Genomic DNA, 16,745 nt, shown 5'->3' with positions numbered 1-16,745 from the left:
CATGGCACGTGACTACGAGCCACCCGTGCGCGAACGGGACGAGGTGCCGGTGGGCCGCAAGAGGCGGCCCGAAGACGAGCCGTGGGGCCGGCCTACCGGTGAGGGTCGGCCGCCCCGCCCGGCGGGGGAACGCGGCCGCGTCGAACGATCGGGCATCGAGGAGATGCCGGACCGGGATCGGCGGTCCGGGCGGGGCGCGGGGCGAGTGAGCGGCGGCGACCGGACCGGCGTGGACGAGACGTCCGATCGGGAGCGGCGACCGTCGCGCGAGGCGGCCGAGCGACGGGCGCGTCCCGGTGCCGGATACGCCGACGGTGGCCGTGCCGATCGGCCGCAGTCGGGCTCCGATCGCGCGCAGCGACCCAGGCCCGAAAACGCTCGCGGTGAGCGGACTTCGGCCGATCGGCCCCGTCCGGACGCGGCAAGGGCCGCCCGCCCGCCGCGCGAGGGCACACCGCAACGATCGGTACGGGGGGAACGCGTGGCACGACCGGAACGCAATGGCGGCAGAACGAGCCGCGAGGCACAGCGCGCGGCCAAGGTCGACTACACCGCTGATCGCGCGATGGGCACCCCCCAGATGGATAAGGCGGCCCGCCGCGCGAAGGCCAGGTCGGACAAGCGTAAACAGTCCGGTCCGCCCCTGCTCGACGATGTGACCCGGTCCAAGCTGGAGCAGATCAGCCGCGAAGGCACCGGTCTGCGCGCGGCCTTCGCGACCTTCCGCATCCGCACCGACGACATCCGCCGTCGCAACTACGCGGCCCGCGCCGAACAGGTCTTCGAGGACGGATTCGACCGCAGCACAGCCCAACTCACCGATCGCGGCTATATGGGCGCGGGCGGCGGGCGGATGAACGTCGTCGGCCGCCCGGTCGAATACCGTGCTACCACAGCGCAAGTGGCGGGCCTGTGGCCGTGGTCGGTCGGCGCGGGCGCGCCGTTGATCGGGACCCCGCTCGGCTCGCATCTGCACACCGGCGCTCCGGTCTGCTTCGACCCGATGAACTGGTTCCTGCGCGGCAGCTTCATCACCGCGCCTAGCCTTTTCGTCTTGGGACTCAATGGTTTCGGTAAGTCCTCGCTGGTGCGCCGGATCGTGCTCGGCGGCATCGCGCAGGGCATCACCCCGCTGATCCTGGCCGATGTGAAGCCCGATTACCGCAAGATGGTCGAGTTGGTCGGCGGCCAGGTGATCGACCTGGGCTACGGTCACGGCAAGCTCAACCCGCTCGCCGCCGGTGTGCTCGGTTCCGTGGTGCCGATGCTGGATGAGCTACCCGCACTGCAACTTCAGGTGCTGCAGGATATGCGCGCCCGCCAGGTGACCCTCATCGCCGGTCTGGTCGAACTGGTCCGCGGCGCGCGGGTGCGCGACTACGAGGAGACGCTGATCGCCACCGCGCTGCGCATCCTCTACCGGCCGGGCAGCGGCTACACTCCGGACCAGCCGCCGATCATGGAGAATTTGCTCGAGGTCATCGTCGGCGGCGGTGAGGAATTGATGCTCGACGCGGGCGCCGACGACCCGAACGAATTCCAGGTCGCCATCAAGGGTCTGCGCCGTTCGCTGCGCGCACTCACCCAGGGCCCGTTCGGCGCGATCTTCAACGGGCAGACCACCGTTCCGATCGATACCGGCGCCGTCGCGGTCTGCATCGACGTCTCGCACATCCCCACCGGTGACAAGAAGCTCAAGGCCGCCGTGATGCTGGCCTGCTGGGCCGACGGCTTCGCCTCGGTGGAGGCCGCGCATGTGCTGGCCGACGCGGATATGGGCCCGCAGCGGTATTTCCAGGTGGTGATGGACGAGCTGTGGCAGGTGCTCGGCCTCGGTGACTTCATGGTCGACCGGGTCGACGAGCTGACCCGCCTGCAGCGCACCATCGCCACCGCGCTGATCATGATCAGCCACACCATCAAGGACCTGCAAGCATTGGGATCGGAAGCCGCCATCGCCAAGGCGCTCGGCTTCCTCGAACGAGCGCGCGCCAAGATATTCGGCGCGCTACCCGGCGAGGAGATCAAGCGACTCGACAGCGTGGTTCCGTTCACATCCGCCGAGGAGGAGATGGTGACCGGATGGTCCGCACCGCAAGCGTTGACGGGTGAGGCGCTCAAGCCCGGCCAGCAACGTCCGTCACCGCCGGGCACCGGCAAGTTCCTATTGAAGATCGGTGAGGATCGCCGCCCCGGCATCCCGTTCCACATGGAATTCACGTTGTCCGAGAAGGAGAGTGGGATCCACGAAACCAATCAGCGCTTCTCCGAGTTCACCGAATCTACTTCGCGCGGTGGCGATTCCCCGAGTGGGAGCGCCGCATGATGGGGTTCGCGCCGAGATGGAGACCGGTGGTTGTCTGTGGGAGGTGGGGCGCATGATGCCGCACCGGTCCTATCGGAGAGTGTCGCCGGAGGTGCGCAAGGCCGCGGTCGAGCAGGTCATCGCACTTACCGGTAAATTACGCAGCGAATCGGAGGCGTGCCGGCTGGTGGCCGAGCAGATCGGCGTGCACACCAATTCGGTGCGCAACTGGGTGCGCGCCGCCGAGGGACCGAGTCTGGAGCGCTTGGATGCGACGGCGCTGCGCCGCAAAGTGGCGCTGCTGCAACAACAATTGGCCGCCGCCGCGGAGATGAACCGCACCCTCGCCGACACCCTCAACGAATCTCGGCGTCGCACGTGAATTACTCGGCCCATGGTCGAACGGCGCCGCCGGGGACGCGGTGACCGGGCGGACCGTCCTGTACCTGGCGCTGGCGAGCGTGCTCGGGTTGATGACCCTGGTGGTCGTGATCGTGATGCCCGCCGTGGACGACCCGTGCGAGGGCTCCTCGGTGCTCGGCTCGTCGAGTGTGCTGCCGCCACTCGGTGGTTACGCACCGGGTGACACCCGGGTCGCCGGCACCACCACCGCCGCGAGTACAACCGGCAATCCCACTGCCACCCAAGCCAATCCGACCGCCACCGGCGCACCGTCACTGGCCGCTGGGATCGGCCCGATCCGTCGGACATTGCCGATGGCCGCCGGCACCTTCACCATCTCGGACGTTTTCGGCGCGCGCGGTGGCACCCATCTGGGCGTCGATTTCGCCGCCTCCGCCGGCACCACCATCTATTCGGTCTCCGACGGACGCGTCGTCGCGGCCGGTCCCGCTTCGGGTTTCGGCAACTGGGTCGTCGTGGACTCCGTCGACACCAACGGCCGCGCCTATTCGGCAGTGTATGGGCATATGTGGGACAGCGGCGTGCACGTGCGCGTCGGCGATAATGTCGTCGCCGGACAGCCCATCGCCCAGGTCGGTTCGGCGGGCGAATCCAGTGGACCGCACCTGCATTTCGAGATCGTCCCCGGCGGGCGCTTCACCGGCGGCCGCCAGATCGACCCGCTGCCTTGGCTCGACGGCGCGCCGACCCCGGATGTCGGTGGCGCGCAGGCCTACTCGGCGGATCCGCGCTGCAACCGTGGCTTCGGCACCGCGGGCGGTGCGCTGGCCGCGGGCAAGGTGCCGCCGGAACTCGAAATCTGGTATCGCCGGGCGGGTTCCATCTGCCCGCAGATCACCCCGTCGCTGTTGGCCGCGCAGGGCAGGCAGGAATCCGGTTTCCGCCGCGGCGCATCCTCGCCCGCGGGCGCACAGGGTCTGGCCCAGTTCCTGCCCGGCACGGCGTCGAGTATCGATCCCGACGACGGTCGGCCCTATGTCATCGATGCCGACGGCAACGGCGTAGCGAGCGTATGGGACGACGGCGACGCGATCATCGGCCAGGGCCGCTATATGTGCGCCATCGCGCACAAGATCCTCGGCTGGCAGTCCCAGGGCCGGGTGCGGGGCGATATCGTCGCGCTGACCCTGGCCGCCTACAACGCCGGTGAGGGCGCCGTGCTCGCCTCCGGCGGCATGCCGAATCAGGTGGCCGCGCACTACGCCGAGACCCAGCCGTACGTCGCGAATATCCTTGCGATGGAACCGCAGTACCGCGCGCAGGGCTCGAACGGCAGGTTCACCCCGCAGGACGGTGCGAGCGGACCTCAGATCGTCCAGGCGGCACATGAATGGCTCGGCATGCCCTATGTCTGGGGCGGTGGCGGTCCGCAGGGCCCGAGTGGTGGCGGTCTCGATGGCCCCGGTCTCACCTCGGCCGCGGTGTTCGCGGCCTCCTCGGGCACGGTGACGCTGCCGCGCACCGCCGAACAGCAGTGGGAGTCCGGCGCCGAGGTGCCGATGAGCAAACTGCAACCCGGCGATCTGGTCTTCAGTTCGTTCGGCCCGCGCGGCCCCGCCGAGGTCGGAATCTATTCCGGCAATGGACGAATGATCCAATCCGTGCCCGCCGCGTACGGGCATTCCAGTGGCGTGACCGAGGTCGCGGTGCCGGGTGACGGCCGCGGGAGGAGGGTGCTGTGACGACAACGGCGACCACGCCGAGCGGACACGCCGACGCGCGGGCAGCAATTGGACCGCACAAGTGTCGGTCGCGGCGGCTAGCCTTGAATAACAATGCACGCGCGAAACTGGTGGTGATGCTGGTGGTGAGCGTTGCGACGCTGGTTGCGGGGTGCGGTGGCAAGGACGGGGAAACCGGTTCCGGTGCGCCGCATCCGCCCACGTCCACGACCCGATTGCTGGAGGGGGTGCCCGCACCCGATCCGGTGACGCCCGACGGCGTCGCGGTGGCCGCGCTGAAGGAGATCTACTCCTGGCAGCCCGCCACCGAGGCCCAGGGCGCGTCGCTGTCGCGCGCGCGGAAATGGTTGGGTCCCAGCCTGATCCGCATGCTCGACAGCACGCCGACCGCGGTGGAGACACCGAAAGCGACGCTGCAGTGGGCGGACTGGGCCAAGGCGCAGGCGCATATCGAGGCCTTCGCCTTCGCGTCGGGGGAGCGGCCGCCCACGAATGCCGACCCGAACGTCCAGCAGTTCAAGATCGGGATCGAGCAGACGGTCGTCTACCCGAACGGGCGCAAGGAATCCCTGCCGCCCGCGACGGTCATCGCGACCGTCGTGCGCACACCGGAGGGTTGGCGGCTCGACGCATTCCGGTGAACCCGCATCAGCGATAACCGCATAGCCAGGTCCTAACAGGAGGCAGACATGGCGAAAAACAAGAAGGTGCAGGATCCGGCCGCGGTCGGACCCGACCTCACCCTGTACGCGATCTACGCCGGTTTCGCCGTGCTCGGAACCCTGTGGCTGGCCCTGCATCTCGGCAATGCGATGGCGGTCACACCGCAGAACGTTCCGCTCAACCCGATCGCGATCATCGCCGATCTCGCCAAGGGCAAACTGCATTGGCCGCGGACATCGACGGTGATCGTGCTGCTCGTGATCGCGGCCGTCATCGCCTACCTGGTCATCCGAAAGAAGCTGAAGGCCCGCGGGTCCAAAGGGCGTCTCGCGGTGGACGACAAGGCCGATGTGATGGGCAACGGCAGTGCCATCGCCTCGCTCACCGAGGCGGGTGTGCGGGCGAAGGCCGAAATGCTCGGCGTACAACTCGGTTACAACGACAGTCCCGGCGTGCCGATCGGCGTCGGCGTCGCCGATGGCGTCATGCTGTACGGCTCCTATGAGGATCTGCACCTGGACATCTGGGGTCCTCGGCAGGGCAAGTCGACCTCTCGGGTGATTCCGGCGATCCTGACCGCGATCGGGCCGGTGCTGTCCACCTCGAACAAGCGGGACGTGGTGGACGCGACCCGAGATGTGCGGCAGCAGAAGGGAAGTCCCACCTTCGTCTTCGATCCGCAGGGTGTCGCCGGTGAAGAGCCCACCTGGTACTGGGATCCGCTGGCTTGGGTGGACCCCTACCACGAGGGTGCCGAGGGGCGGGCCGCGCGGCTGGCCGGGCACTTCGCCGACGCGGATGACGGTTCGGACAACAAGCAGGATGTGTTCTTCGACCCGGAAGCCGAGGATCTACTCGCCGCGCTGTTCCTGGCCGCCGCGGTCGGTGGTCGCCCGATCGTCCAGGTGTGGGACTGGGTGACCAATCCCGGTGACGCTGAGCCCATCGAGTTGCTGCGCGGTGCCAGCAAGCACTACACCGCTGCCGGTTTGGCGATGCAGTACAACTCCGACCCCAGGACCAAGAGCGGTATCTACGGCACCGCGAAGAAAATGATCCGCTGCTTGCAGATGCCGTACGTGCACTCGTGGGTCCTGCCCGGCGACAACCGGGTGCCGTTCGACGAACTGGATTTCATCGAGAACAACGGCACTCTCTACAGCCTTTCGCTGGAAGGTCGCGGCTCGGCGGGGCCGCTGGTGAGCGCACTGACCGAGGCGGTCATCGATGTGGCCATGCGCAAGGCGTCTCGCTCGCCGGGCGGCCGCCTCCCCATTCCCTTGCTCGCCGTGCTCGACGAAGCGGCGAACGTGGTGCGCTGGAAGGATCTTCCCAAGCAGTACAGCCACCTGGGTTCGCGCGGCATCGTGGTGATGACGGTGTTGCAGTCCTGGGCACAGGGTGCGCGCTGCTGGGGTGACGCGGGCATGCTCGCCTTGTGGTCGGCGGCCAATGTCAAAGTCCTCGGCCCCGGCGTCGACGATATGAACTTCCTGCGTGACCGCTCCGAGGCGATCGGCGAATACGACGCCATCTCCGCCTCGGTATCGGAATCCAAAGGTGGCAAGAGCTATTCGCGCTCGCTCGGTTCATCGAAGACCTTCACCGTCAACGCGTTGACCACACTCCCGCAGGGCCGCGCGATCGTCTTCACCTCCGGCCAGCCCGCAGTGCTCATCCGAACTCAGCCATGGTGGGAGAGTGACTACGCTGACGACGTGAAGAAGTCGATCTCGCATCATCTTCCTGGGCGCAAGACCGAGATCGCCGATCTGTTCCCCGCAACCAATCTGACCAAGGCTGCTCCGCCACCTGAATACGGCCAAGTCGAGGAGGTCCGGCCGCTGTGACCGAACAGCAGCAACAGCCCATGATCTACACCAACGTGGTGGAGTTCGTCGAGAACTACCTCAGTCTGGTGTACCGGCGCCAGGTCACCGACATCAGTGAAACGGTGTGGTGCCCGGAGTGGTGGAAGCATGCCGAGGCGGTGGCCCGGCTGGACGCGCTCTGGCGGGCATGGGAACACTACCGGCTGGATCCGAGCACCGGGTTGAGTGTCTGGTTCCTGGACCACGCGGATCCGCATATGGCCAAGCTGTTCGATCCGCGCGGGCCGTTCAAGTACTGCAGTGTGCGCAACGGCCACAAGGACATGCTGAGCCCGCTGCCGCTGAAGTCCCCGGCACAGGGGCTGTTCGGCGATCCGACCATCGGTGACTTCCGTATGTGAGACCCTGAAAAGTCGAAACGCCCGCTGGAATCAGCGGGCGTTTTCGATTTCTGCTGCCGGATCGGCTACTGCCGCACGCGTTCCAAGCCGCGTGCTTCCTGTTCCCGGCCTCGTGCCGCGGCGGCGCGGGTCGCTTCGTCACGGATGCGAACCGCTTCTTCGGGCGGTTGGGCCTGGCCTACTTCGATGAGCATCCGCACCGCCGCCAACTCCGGTGCGATACCGATGCGGGCCAGATGTGCCGCGATGGCCATCCGGCGTTCCGCGGAGTCGTAACGGATGAGCGGTTTGGCCTGGGCGGAGGCCGTGGCGGCCATCCGGCTGGCTTCGGCCTGTGCGGAGAAACGATCCTTCTCCAACGAAATACCCTTGGCCGGAACCGTTTTCTCGACCATGCGTGCGAGTTCGAGGTTGCGTGGGTCCTTCGCCTTGGCGTCTCGGGCCTCACGGATCTGGAGCTCCCTGGCCTCCTTGATACGGGCCTCGGTGACCTTGACGCGAGCCTCGGCTTCTTTCTGACCACGCTCCCGGGTCCGCAGCGCGACCAGGGTCGCAAGCTGCAACATAGTCCTCATCATGGCCGCGGTTTCCCGGCCGATGTCGTCCAGTTCCTCGGACATGGCTGCTCCCCGATGCTGCAGTGATCACTATGGATGTTGTGGTGCTTCGTCACGGACACCGCCACGCCGAACTGTAATCCGCCGAGCGACGCCCCGCCTGCAAACGTGGACACCCAGAGGACTCGTGGCGTGGCATTCCCGGACGGGGATCGCCCAGTTAAGGGGATGACTACGCTACGCGTCTCCTTGTTCGAGATTACCCGAGAAAGCTCGGCACCAACCGTATGGGTGTGCCGCTTAACAGCATATATCGCACAATTCCGGCGGGTAGGTGAAACCTCCGTAGGATCTCCGGTATTAGTGCATCCTTACCGAACGATTAGGCTCGCCTATCCTGACTGGGTTCCAGGGAGACAGTTCGGGCCCGCCGCCCATTCTGCGCAGCGGGCCCGAACGAAGCGAGCACCGGGAACGTGCGTGTCGCTGGCGACTGCTCGCAGGTCGCTCGAAAGGGCCGGCTAGTCGATGCGAACCGACTGGATGGTCACCGGCAGGTTCGGCTTGCCGTCGCCCTGGCCGTTGGAGTTGTCCTGGCCGCCAGCGGCGATCTTGTCCAGAGTGGCCATGCTGTCCGGATCGACCGTGCCGAAGATGGTGTAGTTCGGCGGCAGCTGCGAATCGCCGTAGACGATGAAGAACTGGCTGCCATTGGTGCCGGGGCCGGCGTTGGCCATGGCGAGCACGCCGCGTTTGTAGTCCATCGGCTGCTGCAGCGCCGGGTCGGCCGGGCTATACCGGTTGGTCGGGTACTCGTTGTCGAACTCGTAGCCCGGTCCGCCCATACCGGTGCCCGTCGGGTCGCCGCACTGCAGCACCTTCAGGCCCTCGTCCGCGGTCATGCGGTGGCAGACGGTGTTGTCGAAGTAGCCCTGACCGGCCAGGCTGGCGAAGCTGTTCACCGTGCACGGCGCCTTGGCGTTGTCCAGGGTCAGGCCGATGGGGCCCTGAGTGGTCTCCACGCTCATGCTGAGCGAGGCATTGTCGCCGGTGTTCTCGATGCCACTGGTGCGCGGCTTGTTCACCGGTTTGTCCGCGGGCTTCTGACCGTCGCGGTAGTCGCAGCTGATGGCGGCGGGCTTGTCATCACCCTTGGTCAGGAAGTACACACCGACGGCCGCCGCTGCCACGACGACCACGCCGAGCGCGGACCCGGCGATCATGAGTGTCCTGCGCTTGCGCGCCCGATCGGCCCGGTTGGCCAGCTGGCGCTCCAGCTTGCGTTTCGCCGCTGCCCGTCGCTGTTCATTGCTCGGCACTACCATGTTCCTCCCGTATCCGTTACGTACGGCACTGGATTGTGCCATCTATTCCTGAGACTGCTCAGCAGGTCGATTCGGCTGCGCTGCGCGCGGTCCTCGGCGGTCCGAAACCGGCTGTGTTTTCCAGCGATCCGATGGCGACGACAAACCGGTTGGACTTGACGGGCGGTGGTGGTGGAAACTGGACCATCGTGACCAAGACCAGCAGCTTCTCCGCCCCGAAGGGGGTTCCGGATTACGTGCCACCCGGTTCGGCCGAGTTCGTCGCGGTGCGCGACGGCCTGATCGGCGCCGCCCGACTCGCCGGGTACGGGCATGTGGAGCTGCCGATCTTCGAGGACACCGGGCTGTTCGCGCGGGGCGTCGGCGAGTCCACCGATGTGGTGACCAAGGAGATGTACACCTTCGCCGACCGCGGCGAGCGCAGCGTCACGCTGCGGCCGGAGGGCACCGCGGGTGTCATGCGGGCGGTTATCGAAAACGGGCTCGATCGTGGTCAGCTGCCGGTGAAGTTGGTGTACTCGGGGCCGTTCTTCCGCTACGAGCGTCCGCAGGCCGGTCGGTACCGGCAGCTGCAGCAGGTCGGCGTCGAGGCCATCGGCGTCGATGATCCGGCGCTGGACGCCGAGGTGATCGCGATCGCCGACGCCGGATATCGCGGGCTCGGTCTGGACGGATTCCGGCTCGAGATCACCTCGCTGGGTGACGAGACCTGCCGTCCGCAGTATCGAGAGTTGTTGCAGGAGTTCCTGTTCGAGCTGCCGTTGGACGAGGAGACCAAGCGGAGGGCGCAGCTGAATCCGCTGCGCGTGCTCGATGACAAGCGGCCCGAGGTGCGCGAGATGACCGCGAACGCGCCGCTGATGATCGATCACCTGTCGGAGTCGGCGAAGACGCACTTCGAGCAGGTGCTCGGTTACCTGGACGCGCTCGGCGTGCCGTATGTGGTGAATCCGCGCATGGTGCGCGGCCTGGACTACTACACGAAGACGACCTTCGAATTCGTGCACGACGGTCTCGGAGCGCAGTCGGGTATCGGCGGGGGCGGTCGCTACGACGGGCTGATGGCCGAGCTGGGCGGACAACCGTTGTCCGGCATCGGTTTCGGGCTCGGTGTGGACCGCACCATGCTCGCGTTGCAGGCCGAGGGCAAGTCGGCGGGCGATCCGGCCCGCTGTGAGGTCTACGGGGTGTCACTGGGCGATGCCGCCAAGCAGCGCCTGGTCGTACTGGCCGCGCAGCTGCGGGCGGCGGGCATTCGGGTCGATCTGGCCTACGGTGGTCGCGGCGTCAAGGGTTCCTTGAAGGCCGCCGACAAGTCCGGTGCGAAGTTCACCCTGGTCCTCGGTGATCGTGACCTCGCCGAGAACACCATCGGCCTGAAGGATATGGCCACCGGTGACCAGCGCCAGATCCCACTGGACGAGACGGTCGCCGCCGTCGCGGCCGCGCTGCGTCCGGTCGGATAGTACGGTGCCGGGAGACACTCGCACCCGGACGAATGCGCAGCCGTGCCTGTAGAACCCCCGAATCCCGGGTCAGCCCAACCGGTTCCGACGGTCGGGCTCGACCTCGTCGCGCCCGAGACCTACGCCCCCATGCTGCGCCGACTCGCCCTCGCCGCGGTGGGAGTGGGTTTCGGCGCGGCGCTGCTCGCGGCGCTTTTGGTGCCGTGGCCGATCGCGCTCGCGATCGGACTCGCCGTCGGCGCACCGACCGTCGCGTACGCCGTCGCCCTGCGGCGGCGACGGATGTGGTTGGCCGGGACCACGATTCACGCGCGCCGGGTGTTCAGGGAGCGGCAGGTGGATATCGCGGCCGCGAACGGGGTCGAGATACTCATCTTCCCGGACCGTTTGAGCCGCATCGTCCTGCGCGTGACCGCGGGCGTGGAATCACAGGTCGTCCCGTTGGCGATGTACACCGACGCGGGCAGCGGGCGCGAACTCCACCTGCTCGGTCTGCGCAAGCTCGCCGACGCACTGGCCACCAGCGAACTCGCCGCGGCGGTATCGGTTTCGACCATGCTGGTGCATCAGTTGCGCGCGGAGGCGCGCGACGCGGGACTCGAGGAGCGGCCGTTGTATCGCGCCGTGCAACTGGCCAGGGCGAAGGATTACGTATCGCCGATCGTGCTGACCGATCAGGAAGTCGCGGCACTCGGCTGAGTTGTGTCGGGCTGGGCGCGAATTGGCGCGGCGCGCGAGAATGCGATGCGATATCGCGGGAGATGCCGAATACGGTGCGCGCGGCTGTTCCGGCTCTTGCTCATTGTTTGCTGGGCGCGTTGGATGGGTTGGTGGAGACGAGTGTCACGTAGCTCACCACTCGGGTTCGCGGGCGGTGAGAGTCGTTAGGGTGGGGATCGAGTGTCCGCCTACCGCAAGGAGTTCGTCGTGAGCACCGCCGCTCGGACCGCGCCCGTGACCGTCGCCGTGACCGGGGGTGCGGGGCAGATCGCCTACGGCCTGCTGTTCCGGATCGCGTCCGGGGCGATGCTCGGGTCCGAGACACCGGTGCGGTTGCGGCTGCTCGAGATTCCGGCCGCGGTCGCGTCGCTCGAGGGCGTGGCGATGGAGCTCGAGGACGGCGCCTTCCCGCTGCTGGAATCGATCGATATCAGTGACGATCCGTGGGTCGGATTCGACGGAGCGAATGTCGCGCTGCTGGTCGGCGCGCGGCCGCGTACCGCGGGGATGGAACGCTCGGATCTGCTGGCCGCCAACGGCCCGATCTTCACCGAGCAGGGGCACGCGATCAATGCCAGCGCCGCCGATGATGTGAAGGTGCTCGTGGTCGGTAATCCGGCCAACACCAACGCCTTCATCGCCATGAGCAACGCCCCCGACGTCCCCGACGAGCGCTTCACCGCGATGACCCGCTTGGACCACAACCGCGCCATCGCCCAGCTCGCCAAGAAGACCGGCGCCCCTGCCGCCGATATCGCCCGTGTCGCCATCTGGGGCAACCACTCCGCCACCCAGTACCCGGACATCACCCACGCCACCATCGCGGGCCGCCCCGCCCGCGAACTCGTCGACCGGACCTGGCTGCGCGAGGACTTCATCCCCACCGTCCAGCAGCGCGGCACCGCCATCATCCAGGCCCGCGGCGCCTCCTCGGCCGCCAGCGCGGCCAGCGCCGCTATCGACCACATCCACGACTGGTCCCTCGGCACCCATGCCGACGACTGGACCTCGATGGCCGTCCCCTCCGACGGCTCCTACGGGATCCCCGAAGGCCTCATCACCTCCTTCCCGGTCACCTGCACGAGCGGCGAATACTCGATCGTCCAGGGCCTGGACATCGACGAGTTCTCCCGCATCCGCATCGACGCCAGCGTCGCCGAGCTCGAACAAGAACGTGACGCGGTCATCGACCTGGGGTTCGCCAAGCGCGGCTGATCGTCGGCCACCGGTTGGGACGATTGCTCGCAACAGGGTGACCTGGTTTCCGCGTGATCGAGCGACCCGGTTCGACCTCGTATTGTCTTGACAGGTACGGATTCCCGGTTCGTCCGGGATGCGGCACATGATGGGGGATTGCGGCGCGATCACCGCGGCGCAGCTACTGGACGGTTCGATCGCGCCCATCCATGGCTCAGGCGATCACCGCGGCGTCGCGACTCCTGCCGATGGCCAACTGGCAGGCAGTGGCGAGATGAATGAGCGCGAGCGCGGTGCCGCCGACCATCATGCCGGGGATCCCCTGGGTGGCGCCGATAGCGACATCGCCGAGTTGGACCGCCCCGGAAACGGTCAGCAGCGGAAGCAGGCCCCGCTTGCGGCGGCTGGTCAGGCTGGACAGTAGGGCGGCGCCCAGCGGGATGGCGCGGGCGGCGTAGGCCTGCGCGTACAGATCGACACCCGGGGAGTCCGCGCTGCCGGTTATGGCGAGGGCGGGGTCGACGAGAGCCGCGGCGCTGAATGCCATGGCGACACCCGCGCCGATTGCGTTGACGATGATCGCGGACTTGCTGAGCATCTCGGTCTGCATCTTTCACTCCTAGAATCGTTCAAAGACTGAATGATTTCAGATCAGTATTATGCGGTCCATGAAGAACGTCAAGGCGGAGAATCTGCCGGAGACCGTCACCTTCCGGCTCGGGCTGCTCGGTGCGTTCCTGACCGACCGCTTCAGTGTCGGCGTGGCGGATCTCGGGCTCAAGCCGAAGCATGCCGGAATGCTGAATGTCCTGGCGGCCAATGGTCCCGCGTCGCAGATGGAGATGGCGCAGATATTGCGAGTCGCGCCGAGCCTGGTCGTCGCGCTGGCCGACCACTTGGAGTCCCTCGGCGCCATCGATCGACTGCGCGACCCGGAGGATCGCCGCCGACAGATTCTGAGCCTGACCGCCCAAGGCCGCACGCTACTGCGCAAATGCCTCGAAGCGGCACGTGCGATCGATGCCGAGACGACCGCGGACCTCACCGCCGCCGAGCGCGCCGCCTTGCATCGCATCCTCGGCGCGCTCGCGGATCGGCTGGGATTGCCGAACTAGTCGCCGCTAAGCGATGGTCCAGGTTTCTGGGCCATTGAGCAGGGCTTGCAGCGAATCCTCCTGTACCGGTTTGCGTTCCCGCGCCACAGCGGTCTGGGCGCGGACCGCGTCGTCATAGGTGGGCCGGGTGACATTGCGGAAGATGCCGGTCACCACATGGCCCAGGTCCTGGTCGGAGAGGCGGGACAGGGCGTACGCGTACTCCGGGTTGTCGGCGTAGGCGTCGTGCACGATGATCTCGGACTCCTCGACCTCGTCGGCGCGCACCACCGCGAGCCCGAAACCGTCTCGGACCACGGCGAATTCACCATCGGCGCCGAAGCGGATCGGTTGGCCGTCGTGCAGCGGGATGAGGCGGGATTCGGCGTCGCCTTTGCGCAGCACGTCGAAGGAGCCGTCGTTGAAGATCGGGCAGTCCTGCAGAATCTCCACGAATGCGGTGCCACGGTGTTCGGCGGCAGCGCGCAGCACCTCGGTGAGGCCTGCGCGATCGGAGTCCAGTGCGCGGGCGGCGAAGCTGGCCTCGGCGCCGAGTGCGACCGACAGGGTGTTGAACGGGTGGTCGACCGAGCCCATCGGCGTCGACTTGGTGATCTTGCCCGGTTCCGAAGTGGGGGAGTACTGGCCCTTGGTGAGTCCATAGATCCGGTTGTTGAACAACAGGATCGTCATATTCACATTGCGGCGCAGCGCGTGGATCAGGTGGTTGCCGCCGATGGACAGCGCGTCGCCGTCACCGGTGACCACCCAGACCGACAGATCCGGCCGGGTCACCGCGATCCCGGTCGCGATGGCGGGCGCGCGACCGTGGATCGAGTGGATGCCGTAGGCCTCGAGGTAGTACGGGAACCGGCTCGAGCAGCCGATCCCGGAGACGAACATCAGGTTCTCCCTGCGCAATCCGAGTTCGGCGAGGAACCCGCGCACGGTCGCCAGGATTACGTAGTCACCGCAGCCCGGGCACCAGCGCACCTCCTGATCGGAGGTGAAGTCCTTGACCTTCTGCGGCCCGTCGGCCGCCGGCACCCCCGAGAGTCCGGTGAGGCCGAGATCGGTTCCGACGAGCGAGGTTTCGACGATGGTCATCAGTTACCCCCAGACAAATACGTGGCCCGCGACCGCGCCGCGAAGGCCTTGTCGTTTTCCATCTCTTCGATCGACCCGTCGAGCGCCGCATCGATCACTCCGACGAGTTCCTGCGCGGAGAATGCCGTACCCGCGATCTTCGTCCACGGCTGCACATCCACCAGGTACTTCGCGCGCAGCAGCATGGCCATTTGACCGCCGTTCATCTCCGGCGCGACCACCGTGCGATAGCGCCGCAGCACGGCACCGAGGTTGGCGGGCAACGGATTGAGATGGCGCAGGTGCGCCTGCGCGACCGGGACACCGCGGCGGCGCGCCCGGCGACAGGCCTCGCCGATCGGCCCGTAGGAGCTACCCCAGCCGATCAGCAGCAGCTCGGCACGCCCGTCCGGATCGTCGATCTCGAGCTCGGGGACGGCGATGCCGTCGATCTTGGCCTGCCGCAGCCGCACCATCAGCTCGTGGTTGGCGGGCTCGTAGGAGATATTGCCGCTGCCGTCGGCCTTCTCCAGGCCACCGATCCGATGCGCGCGACCCGCGGTGCCCGGCACCGCCAGCGGCCTGGCGAGGGTATCGGGATCACGGGCGTAGGGCTCGAACGCCGTGCCCTCCTCGGCGTCGGGTTCGAAGCCCGGATCGATCGGCTCCAGGTCGGCGACCTGCGGAATCGACCACGGTTCGGAACCGTTGGCGATCGCGCCGTCGGAGAGCAGCAGCACCGGCGTGCGATAGGTGAGTGCGATGCGGGCGGCCTCGACGGCGGTGGCGAAGCAGTCGGCGGGGGAGCGCGGCGCGAGCACGGCGACCGGTGATTCTCCGTTGCGCCCGTACAGCGCCTGCAGCAGATCGGCTTGTTCGGTCTTGGTCGGAAGTCCGGTGGATGGGCCGCCGCGCTGCACGTCGACGACCACCAGCGGCAGTTCCGTCATCACCGCGAGCCCGATGGTCTCGCTCTTGAGCGCGAGCCCGGGACCGGATGTGCTGGTGACGCCGAGTGCGCCGCCGAGCGAAGCGCCGAGTGCCGCGCCGATTCCGGCGATCTCGTCCTCGGCCTGGAAGGTGGTGACGTCGAAGTTCTTGTGCTTGCTCAGTTCGTGCAGGATGTCCGAGGCGGGCGTGATCGGATAGGTGCCGAGGAAGACCGGCAGCCCCGCCAGCTGTCCCGCGGTGACCAGGCCGTAGGCGAGCGCGGTATTGCCGGTGATCTGGCGATACGTGCCCGGCGGCAGCTTGGCCGGGGCCACCTCGAAGGTGGTGGCGAAGCTCTCGGTGGTCTCGCCGTAGTTCCAGCCCGCGCGGAAGGCGAGCAGATTCGCCTCGGCGATATCGGGTTTGGCGGCGAATTTCTCGCGCAGGAAGCGCTCGGTGCCCCCGATCGGGCGCCCGTACATCCAGGACAGCAGGCCGAGGGCGAACATATTCTTCGCGCGCTGGCCGTCTTTCTTGCCGACGCCGGTGGGTTCGGTGGCGCCGAGGGTGAGCGAGGTCATCGGCACTCGGTGGACCACGAAATCGCTCAATGTTTCGTCGTCGAGCGGATTCGTGGCGTAGCCGACCTTGCCGAGATTGCGTTTGGTGAACTCGTCGGTGTTCACGATGAGGGTGGCCCCGCGCGGCAGATCCTCCACATTCGACTTCAGCGCGGCCGGATTCATCGCCACCAGCACGTCGGGCTGATCGCCCGCGGTGAGGATGTCGTAGTCGGCGATTTGGATCTGGAACGACGAGACGCCCGGTAGCGTGCCCTGGGGCGCCCGGATCTCGGCCGGGAAGTTGGGCTGGGTGGCGAGGTCGTTGCCGAATGCCGCCGCCTCGTGGGTGAAGCGGTCACCGGTGAGCTGCATCCCGTCCCCGGAGTCCCCGGCGAACCGAATTACGACCTTTTCCAATTTCGCTGCGCCGACATCACTTTGGTGCGCCGCGTCGATCGATTGTGGAGGCATCTGCCTGCTTCACTTCCTCGTCCGATGGGA

General features: G+C 67.2%; 15 protein-coding genes. 10 read left to right on the top strand and 5 right to left on the bottom strand.

Annotation, left to right across the window (positions count from 1 at the left end; genetic code table 11):
• Position 1 precedes the first annotated feature (1 nt).
• The 6 genes from OG874_RS19755 to OG874_RS19730 all read left to right on the top strand — a co-directional run bounded on the left by OG874_RS19755 (position 2) and on the right by OG874_RS19730 (position 7,306).
• Positions 2-2,326, top strand: a complete 2,325-nt coding sequence (locus tag OG874_RS19755) for a hypothetical protein (protein ID WP_330256597.1) — start codon at positions 2-4, stop codon at positions 2,324-2,326.
• 52 nt (positions 2,327-2,378) lie between these two features.
• The gene (locus tag OG874_RS19750) at positions 2,379-2,687 is read left to right on the top strand and encodes a transposase (RefSeq protein WP_330256596.1); all 309 of its coding nucleotides are present in this window, start codon (positions 2,379-2,381) and stop codon (positions 2,685-2,687) included.
• Between the two features lie 40 nt (positions 2,688-2,727).
• A complete protein-coding gene (locus tag OG874_RS19745) occupies positions 2,728-4,410 on the top strand; it encodes a peptidoglycan DD-metalloendopeptidase family protein (protein ID WP_330256595.1) in 1,683 nt (560 codons plus the stop codon).
• A gap of 83 nt (positions 4,411-4,493) precedes the next feature.
• Positions 4,494-5,051 (top strand): hypothetical protein, encoded by a 558-nt coding sequence (locus OG874_RS19740; protein WP_330256594.1) that lies wholly within the window; start codon positions 4,494-4,496, stop codon positions 5,049-5,051.
• A 48-nt stretch (positions 5,052-5,099) separates the two neighbouring features.
• Positions 5,100-6,923, top strand: a complete 1,824-nt coding sequence (locus OG874_RS19735) for a type IV secretory system conjugative DNA transfer family protein (RefSeq protein ID WP_330256593.1) — start codon at positions 5,100-5,102, stop codon at positions 6,921-6,923.
• Positions 6,920-7,306, top strand: coding sequence for a DUF4913 domain-containing protein (locus OG874_RS19730; protein WP_330256592.1), 387 nt, complete (start codon positions 6,920-6,922; stop codon positions 7,304-7,306). The genes OG874_RS19735 and OG874_RS19730 overlap by 4 nt, the downstream gene beginning before the upstream one ends.
• 65 nt (positions 7,307-7,371) lie before the next feature.
• Here the strand turns inward: OG874_RS19730 and OG874_RS19725 are convergent, their stop codons facing one another.
• Together OG874_RS19725 and OG874_RS19720 are read right to left on the bottom strand one after the other, a co-directional pair.
• Complete coding sequence (locus OG874_RS19725) at positions 7,372-7,926, bottom strand: hypothetical protein (RefSeq protein ID WP_330256591.1); 555 nt, start codon at positions 7,924-7,926, stop codon at positions 7,372-7,374.
• Positions 7,927-8,384: 458 nt separating this feature from the next.
• A complete protein-coding gene (locus OG874_RS19720; protein ID WP_330256590.1) occupies positions 8,385-9,182 on the bottom strand; it encodes a peptidylprolyl isomerase in 798 nt (265 codons plus the stop codon).
• Positions 9,183-9,376: 194 nt separating this feature from the next.
• Here OG874_RS19720 and hisS point away from each other — a divergent pair, with 194 nt between their 5' ends.
• The 3 genes from hisS (at position 9,377) to OG874_RS19705 (ending at position 12,589) form a co-directional block, all read left to right on the top strand.
• On the top strand, positions 9,377-10,654 hold the full coding sequence (gene hisS / locus OG874_RS19715; RefSeq protein ID WP_330256589.1) for a histidine--tRNA ligase: 1,278 nt from the start codon (positions 9,377-9,379) through the stop codon (positions 10,652-10,654).
• Between the two features lie 42 nt (positions 10,655-10,696).
• Positions 10,697-11,353: a hypothetical protein gene (locus OG874_RS19710; RefSeq protein ID WP_330256588.1), complete on the top strand. Its 657-nt coding sequence runs from the start codon at positions 10,697-10,699 to the stop codon at positions 11,351-11,353.
• 228 nt (positions 11,354-11,581) lie between these two features.
• A complete protein-coding gene (locus OG874_RS19705; protein WP_330256587.1) occupies positions 11,582-12,589 on the top strand; it encodes a malate dehydrogenase in 1,008 nt (335 codons plus the stop codon).
• Positions 12,590-12,785: 196 nt separating this feature from the next.
• On the opposite strand, the gene OG874_RS19700 is transcribed toward OG874_RS19705, so the two are convergent.
• Positions 12,786-13,181, bottom strand: a complete 396-nt coding sequence (locus tag OG874_RS19700; RefSeq protein ID WP_330256586.1) for a hypothetical protein — start codon at positions 13,179-13,181, stop codon at positions 12,786-12,788.
• Between the two features lie 58 nt (positions 13,182-13,239).
• Between OG874_RS19700 and OG874_RS19695 the strand changes: the two genes are divergently transcribed.
• On the top strand, positions 13,240-13,686 hold the full coding sequence (locus tag OG874_RS19695) for a MarR family winged helix-turn-helix transcriptional regulator (protein ID WP_330256585.1): 447 nt from the start codon (positions 13,240-13,242) through the stop codon (positions 13,684-13,686).
• Positions 13,687-13,692: 6 nt separating this feature from the next.
• Here OG874_RS19695 and OG874_RS19690 read toward each other — a convergent pair whose 3' ends face one another.
• Positions 13,693-14,772 (bottom strand): 2-oxoacid:ferredoxin oxidoreductase subunit beta, encoded by a 1,080-nt coding sequence (locus OG874_RS19690; RefSeq protein WP_330256584.1) that lies wholly within the window; start codon positions 14,770-14,772, stop codon positions 13,693-13,695.
• Positions 14,772-16,715, bottom strand: a complete 1,944-nt coding sequence (locus tag OG874_RS19685; protein WP_330256583.1) for a 2-oxoacid:acceptor oxidoreductase subunit alpha — start codon at positions 16,713-16,715, stop codon at positions 14,772-14,774. Before OG874_RS19685 ends, OG874_RS19690 begins: the two co-directional genes overlap by 1 nt.
• Positions 16,716-16,745 lie beyond the last annotated feature (30 nt).

This window comes from Nocardia sp. NBC_00565, assembly GCF_036345915.1.
Taxonomy (GTDB): domain Bacteria; phylum Actinomycetota; class Actinomycetes; order Mycobacteriales; family Mycobacteriaceae; genus Nocardia.
The sequence above is the reverse complement of the archived record's forward strand: the minus strand, read 5'-3'. Positions and strand labels throughout refer to the sequence as shown.

Coding starts and splice junctions, on each gene's coding strand:
- OG874_RS19755 (WP_330256597.1), top strand. CDS start 2: ATGGCACGTGACTACGAGCCACCCGTGCGCGAACGGGACGAGGTGCCG.
- OG874_RS19750 (WP_330256596.1), top strand. CDS start 2,379: ATGATGCCGCACCGGTCCTATCGGAGAGTGTCGCCGGAGGTGCGCAAG.
- OG874_RS19735 (WP_330256593.1), top strand. CDS start 5,100: ATGGCGAAAAACAAGAAGGTGCAGGATCCGGCCGCGGTCGGACCCGAC.
- OG874_RS19725 (WP_330256591.1), bottom strand. CDS start 7,926: ATGTCCGAGGAACTGGACGACATCGGCCGGGAAACCGCGGCCATGATG.
- OG874_RS19700 (WP_330256586.1), bottom strand. CDS start 13,181: ATGCAGACCGAGATGCTCAGCAAGTCCGCGATCATCGTCAACGCAATC.
- OG874_RS19695 (WP_330256585.1), top strand. CDS start 13,240: ATGAAGAACGTCAAGGCGGAGAATCTGCCGGAGACCGTCACCTTCCGG.
- OG874_RS19690 (WP_330256584.1), bottom strand. CDS start 14,772: ATGACCATCGTCGAAACCTCGCTCGTCGGAACCGATCTCGGCCTCACC.
- OG874_RS19685 (WP_330256583.1), bottom strand. CDS start 16,715: ATGCCTCCACAATCGATCGACGCGGCGCACCAAAGTGATGTCGGCGCA.